The sequence below is a fragment of the Pseudodesulfovibrio sp. genome (genome assembly GCF_028692895.1).
Lineage (GTDB): Bacteria > Desulfobacterota > Desulfovibrionia > Desulfovibrionales > Desulfovibrionaceae > Pseudodesulfovibrio.
In genome coordinates this window covers 1-10,021 of record NZ_JAQUWN010000098.1, presented here as the reverse complement: position 1 = coordinate 10,021, position 10,021 = coordinate 1, and the positions used below count along the sequence as shown (strand labels likewise).

General features: G+C 65.1%; 8 protein-coding genes and 1 pseudogene. All 9 read right to left on the bottom strand.

Annotation, left to right across the window (positions count from 1 at the left end; genetic code table 11):
• Nucleotides 1-178: 178 nt before the first annotated feature.
• Entirely contained in the window at nt 179-1,402 is a 1,224-nt protein-coding gene (locus tag PHP91_RS16165; protein ID WP_300143125.1) for a replication-associated recombination protein A, read from the bottom strand.
• Nucleotides 1,399-2,139 carry an RsmE family RNA methyltransferase gene (locus PHP91_RS16160; protein WP_300143123.1) on the bottom strand — a complete coding sequence of 247 codons (741 nt, stop codon included), beginning with the start codon at nt 2,137-2,139 and terminating at the stop codon, nt 1,399-1,401. Before PHP91_RS16160 ends, PHP91_RS16165 begins: the two co-directional genes overlap by 4 nt.
• Nucleotides 2,140-2,184: 45 nt before the next feature.
• Nucleotides 2,185-3,423: a diaminopimelate decarboxylase gene (gene lysA / locus PHP91_RS16155; protein WP_300143120.1), complete on the bottom strand. Its 1,239-nt coding sequence runs from the start codon at nt 3,421-3,423 to the stop codon at nt 2,185-2,187.
• A 23-nt stretch (nt 3,424-3,446) separates the two neighbouring features.
• On the bottom strand, nt 3,447-3,896 hold the full coding sequence (locus tag PHP91_RS16150; protein ID WP_300143117.1) for a hypothetical protein: 450 nt from the start codon (nt 3,894-3,896) through the stop codon (nt 3,447-3,449).
• Between the two features lies 1 nt (nt 3,897).
• Nucleotides 3,898-6,504, bottom strand: a complete 2,607-nt coding sequence (mutS, locus tag PHP91_RS16145; RefSeq protein WP_300143128.1) for a DNA mismatch repair protein MutS — start codon at nt 6,502-6,504, stop codon at nt 3,898-3,900.
• A gap of 48 nt (nt 6,505-6,552) precedes the next feature.
• Nucleotides 6,553-7,704 carry a tetratricopeptide repeat protein gene (locus PHP91_RS16140; RefSeq protein ID WP_300143114.1) on the bottom strand — a complete coding sequence of 384 codons (1,152 nt, stop codon included), beginning with the start codon at nt 7,702-7,704 and terminating at the stop codon, nt 6,553-6,555.
• A gap of 10 nt (nt 7,705-7,714) precedes the next feature.
• Nucleotides 7,715-8,077: a LapA family protein gene (locus PHP91_RS16135; protein WP_300143111.1), complete on the bottom strand. Its 363-nt coding sequence runs from the start codon at nt 8,075-8,077 to the stop codon at nt 7,715-7,717.
• A gap of 10 nt (nt 8,078-8,087) precedes the next feature.
• Nucleotides 8,088-8,576, bottom strand: a complete 489-nt coding sequence (locus PHP91_RS16130) for an HIT domain-containing protein (protein WP_300143109.1) — start codon at nt 8,574-8,576, stop codon at nt 8,088-8,090.
• A 94-nt stretch (nt 8,577-8,670) separates the two neighbouring features.
• A pseudogene (locus tag PHP91_RS16125) lies at nt 8,671-10,021 on the bottom strand (polya polymerase); the annotation flags it as partial.

Here is a 10,021-nt window from a genome sequence, read left to right as displayed (position 1 = left end):
TGGTCTGGGCCGTGCGCCAGCAGCAGGGCACACTTTCCGACCTGGACACGGCCATCCTGTTTCTGGACGAATGGCGCAAACTCTACGCAAAACGAGGTTGACTTTTCTTAAAGCGCCGCATGAAGAAACGCCGCCTTCAAAATGAAGTCGGCGTTTCTTTCAAAGTAAATACGATCACTTAGAACTGCTTCTTGAACTGCCGCAGCCAGGCCAGAAGCTTGGGCTCCTCACCCTGTTCCTTGGGGTGGTAGAAGCGGCGGCCTTTGACCTCCTGGGGAAGGTAGTCCTGGTCCGCCCACGCCTTGGGGAAGTTGTGCGGGTAGAGATAGCCGTGGCCGTAACCCCACTCGCGCTGCAGCGCGGTAGTGGCGTTGCGCAGGTGGAGCGGCACCGGGGCTGGTCCGTTCTCGCGAACCTCCTGCTGGGTGGTGCGGTAGGCGGCGTAGGTGGAGTTGCTCTTGGGCGACAGGGCAAGGTAGACCGCCGTTTCGGCCATGGGAATGAACCCCTCGGGCATGCCGATGGCCTCCACGGCCTGGTGGCAGGCCACGGCCATGGGCAGGGCCGCCGGGTTGCCAAGTCCGATGTCCTCCGAGGACGAGATGATGAGTCGCCTGGTGACGAAACGCGGGTCCTCGCCGCTTTCCAGCAGGCAGGCCAGGTAATAGAGGGCCGCGTCCGGGTCGCTGCCCCGGATGGACTTGATCAGGGCCGAGGCCAGCTCGTAGTGGGAGTCGCCGTCGCGGTCGCCCCGGACCACGATCTCGGGCAGGGAGTCGCGCAGGCTCTCCGGCGTGCGCTTGGCGCGGGGGAGCTCGGCCGTGTACTCCAGCAAATTCAACAGGGTGCGCGCATCACCGCCGCCCATGGAGGCCAGGATCTCGTAGCACTCCTCCTCCAGGTCCAGGGAGAGCGCCTCGGCCCCGCGATGCGCCACCTGAAGCAGTTCGGCCTTGGTCAGTGGCCGTAGCCGGAGGACATGCAGCCGCGAGAGGAGCTGGCGGGTGACGCTGAAGGACGGGTTCTCGGTGGTGGTGGCCAGCAGCGTGATCTCGCCACTCTCCAGGATGGGAAGGAAAAAATCCTGCTGGGCCTTGGAGAAGCGATGCAGCTCGTCCAGAATGAGAACGTCGTGGCCGGGCAGTTGCTTGCGCAGGGCGGTCAGCCCGGCTTCGGGCGCGCTGACCCGCAGGCTCTTCTTGCCGGTCAGCGAGGCAAGGAGCAGGGCGAGGGTGGACTTGCCGCAGCCCGGCGGGCCGAACAGGAGCAGGCTGGGCAATCGCTTGGACTGGGCAAAGGCCTCAATCCGGTTGCGGATGTGCCCCTGGCCGACGAACTCCTCCATGGTGGCGGGCCGAATGCGGTCGGCAAGTGGTTGATTCTCTTCTATTTCCAGCTTCATTTTATATCCTGTCCGGCAAAGAATCCAAGGCTCAGGCAATAGGTGGCGGCGGTTTCCCAGCGAAGGATGCTGTCCCCCAGCGTCATTGGGGCGAAGCCTCCGTCGATGAGGGCGCGGGCCTCGTCCGGCTCCAGGCCGCCCTCCGGGCCGATGACCACCAGGCTGCGGCAACCGGCCAGGTGGCCAGGCGTGAGCGGCGCAGTGGCCTCCGCAGCCTCCCAGGCAAGATAACATCGGTCGAACCCGGCCGCAAACGCCAGGAGTTCGGGAATGCCGCCGGGCAGCAGCGCGAGGCGGGGTAGAAACGGGTTGCCGCACTGCTTGGCCGCCTGGACGCACTTGTCCCGCCAGGATTCCTTGGCGTCGTCCGGGACCTCGCCCTGGCTGCGGGAGGCGGTCCAGAAGGCCAGGCCGAGCGCCTTCAGTTCAACCGCTTTTTCAAAAAGATAGGGCCGCCGCTTGGACTTGCCCCAGCCGATGGCCAGGGTCACGCCCGAGGCCGGGGCCGTGTGCTCGTCCAGACGCAGAGCCTCCAGCTCCGCCCGGTTCTTGCGCAGCGCGAGGATGCGGAATGCGCCCTCGTGGCCGTCCCCGTCGAAAAGACGCACCTCGTCGCCCACCCGGGAGCGGAGCACGGTGTGGATGTGGTGGGCCTCGCCGCCGTCCAGCCGGACCGTTTCACCGGGCTGGCCCGGCCACGCCTCGGGCGGCAGGAAGAAGGAGTTCAGTCGCGCCATGAAGCCTCGAACAAAAGGGCCGGAGACGAATCCCCGGCCCGTTGGTTAGCACTCGTTTTCGACCAGGTCCTCGTAGGTCTCCCGCTTTCGGGCCACCGTGACCTTGTCGCCGTCCACCAGCAGCTCGCAGGCGCGCGGCCGGGAGTTGTAGTTGGACGACATGACGAAGCCGTAGGCCCCGGCGGAGTATACCGCCAGCCGCTCCCCGGCCTGGACCTCGGGCAGCTCGCGGTCGCGCGCCAGGAAGTCGCCGGACTCGCAGATGGGGCCGACCACGTCGTAGAGCGAGGCGGAACGCCCGTGGTGCTCAACTTCTTCGATCTTGTGATAGGAGCCGTAGAGGCTCGGACGGATCAGGTCGTTCATGCCCGCGTCCACGATGAGGAAGTTCTTGCTGGGGTTGGACTTGGTGTAGACCACCTCGGTGATGAGCACGCCCGAGTTGCCGGCCACGACGCGGCCCGGCTCCAGGATGAGCTTCAGGGGCACGCCTTCGAGCCGCTTGCGCAGGGCCTGGCCGAACTCGGAGGGGTGGGGCGGTTCCTCGGAGTCGTAGGGAATGCCGAGCCCTCCGCCCAGGTCGAGGTAGGTGATGTTCAGCCCCATGTCCTTGAGGCGGCCATAGAAGACCAGGAGCTTGTCCAGGGCCTCCAGGAAGGGATCGAGGCTCGTCAGTTGGGAGCCGATGTGGCAATCCATGCCGACAGGGTCGATGTGCTCCATCCCCGCAGCCAGTTCGTAGGCCTCAAGGGAGTGGTCGATGTCCAGGCCGAACTTGTTCTTCTTCATGCCCGTGGAGATGTAGGGATGGGTCTGCGGGTCCACGTCGGGATTGATGCGGAAGCTGATCTTGGCCGTCTTGCCCATGCTCCCGGCCACCTCGTTGATCTTGTGCAGCTCGGCCACGGACTCGACGTTGAACATCAGGATGCCCGCCTCCAGGGCTTCGCGGATCTCCGAGGGGCGCTTGCCCACGCCGGAGTATACGATGCGCCCGGCCGGAACGCCCGCCTTGAGGGCGCGATAGAGTTCGCCGCCGGAAACGATGTCCATGCCCGCGCCCATCTCGCCCAGCAGCCTGAGCACGGCCAGGTTGGAGTTGGCCTTGACCGAGAAGCAGGTCAGGTGCTCGATGCCGTCGAAGGCGGAGTCGAAGGCCTTGAAATGGCGGCGGAACGTGGCGGCCGAATAGAGGTACAGCGGGGTGCCGTATTCCTCGGCGAGGGCGGTTACGCTGACTTCCTCGGCGTACAGCCTGCCGTCACGGTACTGGAAATGATGCATGAATGGGTTCTCCTCGCAGAAAACTAGTTTTCGGTAATATAGACATCCGTGTGAACCAACGGAACTGTCGGCAGTTCGCTCTGCCCGGTGACCCGGAAGCGATATGTCTTGTACGGGTCCAGCCCGCACAGGGAAATGGAGAGGCGGCGGCCCTCCAGCTTGAACTCGGCGCTGTCGCGCGTGATGTGCTTGGCGTTGCGCGGCACAAACGGGCAGCCGATGCAGCCCTCGCCCTCGGCGTCTCCCACGGCCTCATACTCGATGCTGACCCGGTAGAGCCGTTCCTTGGCCCCGGCGACCATGACGTCGAGGAGCAGGCAGCCGTCCCGCTTTTCAGCGGCGGCCAGCTTCAGCGAAAAATTGTCTTCCCGCAGTTGCGGCTCGGGCCATTCCTTCTTGCCCAGAGCACAGCCCGAGGCGAGCAGGGCGACGAGAAACGCCAGCAGGAGGGGCAGGGCGGTCTTCCGGCGCATGCTATCCCTTTATCATGTCCTTCCACTGGTTGAGGAGCATCAGCGCCTGGATGGGCGTCATGCCGTCCACGTCGAGTTCGGTCAACTGGGTGATGATCGGATGCTCGGTGAGCTCCGGGCCGATCTCGATGGGCGGGGCTCCAAAGCCGGGCAGCAGCCGTTGCGACGCGCGCTGTACGGCCCCCCCGGAACGTTCATCCTGCGATTTTTCTTCGAGGTTCGCAAGGATTTCCCGCGCGCGGTCCACGACGCTTCTCGGCACCCCGGCCAGCTTGGCCACTTCGATGCCGTAGCTGCGGTCCGCCGGACCGGGCACCAGGCGGCGCAGGAAGACGATATCGCCCTTCCATTCCTTGACCGCGATGTTCAGGTTGCGCAGGCCGTCGATCTTGCCCTCCAGGGCGGTCAACTCATGATAATGCGTGGCGAAAAGGGTGCGGATGCCGCCGCGAGCCCTGGTGGAGAGTTCCTCCACCACGGCCCAGGCCAGGGAGAGTCCGTCGTAGGTGCTGGTGCCCCGGCCGATCTCGTCCAGGATGACCAGGCTGCGCATGGTGGCCTGGCGCAGAATGCGCGCGGTTTCGGTCATCTCCACCATGAAGGTGGAATGGCCCTGGGCCAGGTTGTCCGACGCGCCCACGCGGGAGAAGACGCGGTCCGCCAGGCCGAGCCGGGCCCGCCGGGCCGGGACGAAGGAGCCGATCTGGGCCATGATGACCAGGATGGCCACCTGGCGGAGCACCGTGGACTTGCCCGCCATGTTCGGGCCGGTGATGAGCAGGATGCGCTTGTCGCGGCCCATGGTCAGGTCGCCGGGGATGTAGTTGGCCGCGCCCATGGCGTCCTCCACCACGGGGTGCCGCCCGGCCTCGATCTCGATCTCCAGCCCCTCGTGCAGCTCCGGGCGGTTCCACTCGTTGACCCGCGCGGCCTCGGCCAGCCCCTGCCAGTAGTCCAGGGCGGCCACGGCGTCAGCCATGAACAGGAAACGGGTCCGCGCGGCGGCTAGGCGCTCGCGCAGTTGCTGGAACAGGGCGTATTCGAGCTGCTTGCGCTCCTCGGAGGCCGAGAGGATGCGGTCCTCCATCTCCTTGAGGTCCGGCGTGATGTACCGCTCGCAGTTGACCAGGGTCTGCCGCCGGACGAAGTGGTCCGGCACCTGGCCCTTGTAGGCCTTGGACACCTCGAAATAATAGCCGAAAACCTTGTTGAAGCCGAGCCGGAGCTTGGGGATGCCGCTTTGCTCCACCTCGCGGCGGTGCAGCGCGTTCAGCCGGTCCTCGCCATGCTCGTTGAGCTCGATCAACTCGTCCAGCCGGGGATCGAACCCCTTGCGGAACAGGCCGCCGTCGGTGATCACCGGGGGCGGGGAGTCCACCAGGGCCGAGGCGAGCAGGGTGGAGAGGTCCTCCATGTCGTCCCAGCCGTCCAGCACCCGGCGCAGTTCCGCGGCGTCGGCCAGGTCCTGGCCCTCCAGCAGGACGCGCAGCCGGACCAGCATGGGCAGGCTCTGGCGCAGGGCCGCGAAATCCCGGGGCGTAGCCCGGCCGAGGAAGACGCGGGTGGAGAGCCGCTCCAGGTCGTAGATCGAGTTCAGGGCGGCGCGCAGGTCCGCCCGCAACGGGTCGCGGGCGAAGAGGAAGGCCACGCACTGCTGGGTCTTCTCGATAGGCGCGAGCTCGCGCCAGGGCTGGCGCAGCCTCGCCTCCAGCAAACGTCCGCCCATGGGGGTCAAGGTCCGGTCCAGGACCCGCCAGAGCGTGCCCTTGCCGGACCGGCCGTCCAGACGGCGGAAGATCTCCAGGTTGCGCTCGGTGACCTCGTCCAGGAGCAGGTGGCGGCCCAGGTTCACGGGCCGGAACTCGCCCAGGTGGCCGAACTCGCCCTTCTGGGTGTGCTCCAGGTAGGTCAGCAGCGCGCCGCAGGCCCGGACCAGCTCGGGCTTGTTGTCCAGGTCGTGCAGCGCCAGCCCGGCCGTTCCCTGCAGCTCGTTGATGCGCCGGGCCGAGGCCGCGGCGTCGAAATAGAGGCCCGGCGGGACCGAGGTCACCTGGGCGGAAAGCTCGTTGTACTGCGGCGGGACCTTGCCGCCCTGGGCCAGGAGCAGCTCGCGCGGGTTGACCTTGACCAGCCACTGCCAAAGCTCCGGCTCGCGGCGGCCCTCCAGCCCGGACCACTGGCCCGTGGAGAAGTCGAGCCAGGCCACGCCGCCCGCGCCCTTGGCCGCGTCCCAAAACAGGGACGCCAGGTAGTTGTTTTCCTTGGACTTGAGGTTCGAGTCCTCGACCACTGTGCCGGGGGTCAGCACCCGGGTCACGGCCCGCTTGACCAGCCCCTTGGCCTCCTTGGGGTCCTCGATCTGGTCGCAGATGGCGATCTTGTAGCCCTTGTCGAGGAGCTGCGTCAGGTACGGCTCCACCGAGTGGTGGGGCACCCCGCACATGGGAATGGGATTCTCGTTGTTGGGATTGCGGCTGGTCAGGGCGATCTGCACGGCCCTGGACACGGTCTCCGCGTCCTCGAAGAAAAGCTCGTAGAAATCCCCCATGCGGAAAAACAGGAGCGCGCCCGGGTTCTCCTCCTTGAAGCGGAGGTACTGTTCGAGCATGGGGGTCAGTTTTGTCTGTGCCACGAAAATACGACGGGTCGGCCGGGCCTACTGGGTGAAGTCCGTGCGGAAGGCGATAGAGTGCCAGCTACGGCACCGGGGGCAGTTGAAGAAGAGCTGGTCGCGCTTGAGGCCGCAGCGGCGGCAGAAAAAACGGTTGATCTTGCGGGCGCGGTCCATGAAAAAGGAAAGCTGTTCCTTGAAGAAGGGCGTCAGGGTCTGGTCGGGCCGCGACAGCTCGAAGAGCTCCAGCCGGGCCAGCCAGAAGTCGGGGTGCATGACCAGCGCCTTCTCCAGCCACATCTTGGCGTTTTCCTCGTCGCCGACGCGCAGCAGGAAGGCCGCGCCGTAGTAGAGGAGCAGCACGTCGGGCTCCTGGGAATCGATGACCGGGAGCAGGGCCTTGGTCACCGCCTCGTCGGCGCAGGCATGCGTCCAGGCGGCCTCGTCCCCGGCGGGCAGGGCGCGCTCGCGTTCGGCCCTGTCCAGGGTCTGGAGCAGCCCCTCCAGAAGAACGAAGCGCAGTTCCGGGGCCACGTTGTCCAGCGCGTTGCGCAGAATGTCGGCCAGCTTGCGTTCACTGCCGGACTTGTAAGCCTGGATCATCTGTTCCAGCCACGCCTCCACCGCGCCGGGATAGGCCCGGATGGCGTGGCGCAGGGCCCGGTGGGCCTGGGAATCGTTGCCTTCCTCGAAATAGTCCATGGCCAACCGGACGAGGTAATGGGCCTGCGGCAGGGGCAGGCCGAGCTGGCCGTAGGACTCGGCGGCCTTCTCGTAGTTGCCCCGCTCGGCGGCGAGGCGGGCCATCTCGTAATGGATGGCCGTAACGTCATGCCCGTGGGAGCGTGACTCCAGGAACGCCTTTTCCGCCCGGTCCAGGAACCCGGCCCGGCGGAAGTCGCGCCCCAGCTCGAACAGGGCGCGGGCCTTGAACTCGCGGTCAAGGCCCGGCCTCAGGATCAGGCTGTTGCGAATCTGGATGGCGCGCTCGATCTCGCCCTGGGAGCGGTACAGACTGCCCAGCGCCAGGTAGATTTCCACGGCCTCGGGATCGTTCTTGACGACCTGGCTCAGCTCTTCGATGGCCGCACGGGTATCCTGGACCGGAAGCGTCTCGCCGCCTCCGGCCTCGCGGACGGCCTTCCGGCTTCTCTCGAAACCGTTGGCTTTCTTGCGACCGAAGAGATTCCAGGCCATGGGTTTCCGCCTAGTTCCCTTCTTCCTTGGCTTCCTCGGTGGAGGCGCCGTAGGGCTGGCTTTCGCTGATGGGCATGTTGCGCAGGGAGTTGACCTCCTGCTCCAGGCTGGCAAGCCGGGTCTTGCACTCGCGCAGCTTGGCGGCGGAGCGGAACTTATCGGCCAGGAAGTAGCACAGGGTCAGCAGGGAGCCGGCGACAAAGGCCGCGAGGATCAGCACGCCGAAGGGCAGGGGAATGGAGTGCAGGGTCATGACGTAGGGGATTTCGAGCTTCAGCGTCAGCGCCTGCAGCAGAACGTCGTTGTTCTGGCTGAAGAACAGGATGGAGAAGACGAAAAGGACCAACAGAAATACAACTTTGACGAAACGCATGCGACACTCCTTACGCTGTGATGGCATCAAACAGCGGCTTGAGCCGATTGTAGGTGGACACGAGGTGTTCCGGGATCACGGAGGTTTCCCCGAACACGGCCATGAACGAGGCGTCCCCGTTCCATCGCGGCACGATCTGGAAATGCATGTGCTGCGCAATGCCGGCCCCGGCGGCCTCCCCCAGATTCAATCCCACATTTATCCCATGAGGATGAAACGCCTTTTCCAATACGGAGACGCTGTGCCGAAGCCACGTCATGCAGTCGTTGGACTCCTCGACGGTGAGGTCGAGCAGACTGCTGACGTGCCGGTAGGGCGTCACCAGAAGATGTCCGTTGTTATACGGGAATTTATTCATAATGACAAAGCAATGTTCACCCCTGGCCAGGATGCACCGCTCGGCGTCCTCGTCCGTGTGCTCGGGGATGCAGAAAACGCATTCCTCCGGCTTGGGACCGAGTATGTAATTGAGCCGCCAGGGGGCCCACAGAACTTCCATAACCGCACCGCCTGATTCAATACCGGTTAACGAACATGCAATTGATTGATTTTTTTACACGGCTTGCAACGGCAGGGCAAGCAGGAATGCTGCATCACTCCTCGCTATTCGCCCCCATGGTGCGATACAGCCGTCCGGCCAGGGCGAGCTGCTCCTCGCGGCCTTCCGCCCTGCCGTCGATCTTGGCCATGTGCACCTTCTCCAGGATGGCCGCGTACACGGGGCCGGGCGCGATGTTCATCTCCTGGAGGTCCCGGCCGGTGATCTCGATCTTGATGTAGCGCAGCCTGCTGAGATACTGTGAAATATTGCGCCGAATGTACTCCTTCTTGCTGCGGGCCATCAGAAAGAGAACGCCCTCCACCGGAATGGGGTTCAGGATGGTGTAGAGCCCGCTCAGCCCGGCGGTCTCCTCGTTCCAGCCCATCAGGCGCATCAGCGCGTCGCCCACCTGGTCCCGGAGCTGGCGGAACTCGCGGTCCTCCTTGTCCGTGAAGTGGAGACGGCGGGTGACTCCGGCGATGTCCTCGCGCTTGACGCCCATGGTCAGGGCCAGGAAATAGAGCTTCCAGGTTATCACCGGCGGGTCGAGGTAGAGAAGCTTGTACCAGTGTTTGACCTTGACCAGTTCCATTAAGACCTGAACCCGGTCGTTCCTCAGCTTGAGCTCCGGGTGGATGGCCTCCATGATCCCCAGCTCTTCCATGCGGTTCAGGCAGGCGAGCGGGTCTTCCTCCTCCATGATCAGGCGCAGCTCATGCATCACCCTGGTGCCGGAAAGCTTGCTGAACAGCTCGAGATTCAAGGCGTTCTTGATAAGCCGCATGGTCTGGCCGCCTATCTGGAAATCATAGCGCCGTTCGAAGCGGATGGCGCGCAGGATGCGGGTCGGGTCCTCCACGAAGCTCAGGGAATGGAGGACGCGGATGATCTTGTTGCGGATGTCCTGCTCGGCCCCGAAAAAATCCACCAGTTGGCCGAACCGGCCGGGATTGATGCGCAGGGCCAGGGCGTTCATGGTGAAGTCCCGGCGGAAGAGGTCCATCTTGATGGAAGAGAGCTCCACAGTGGGCAGGGCGGCGGGATATTCATAGTATTCGAGCCGGGCCGTGGCCACGTCCACACGCTGGCCGCTGTCCATGATGACCACGGCGGTCTTGAACTTGAGGTGGGACTTGACCCGGCCGCCCAGGCGCAGGGCCAGTTGCCTGGCGAAGCGGATGCCGTCGCCCTCGACCACGATGTCCAGGTCGTGGTTGGGGCGGCTCAGCAGGATGTCGCGCACGAAGCCGCCCACCGCGTAGACCTCCCAGCCCAGATCGTCGCCCAGCGCGCCCGCCGTCTTGAGCAGCTCGATCATGTCGAGCGGCAGCCGGTTGGCGACCATGGAGGCGATGTTGCGCTCGCGCCGCTGCCCGGAAAGCAGGGAGGAGGGCATGCGGGCG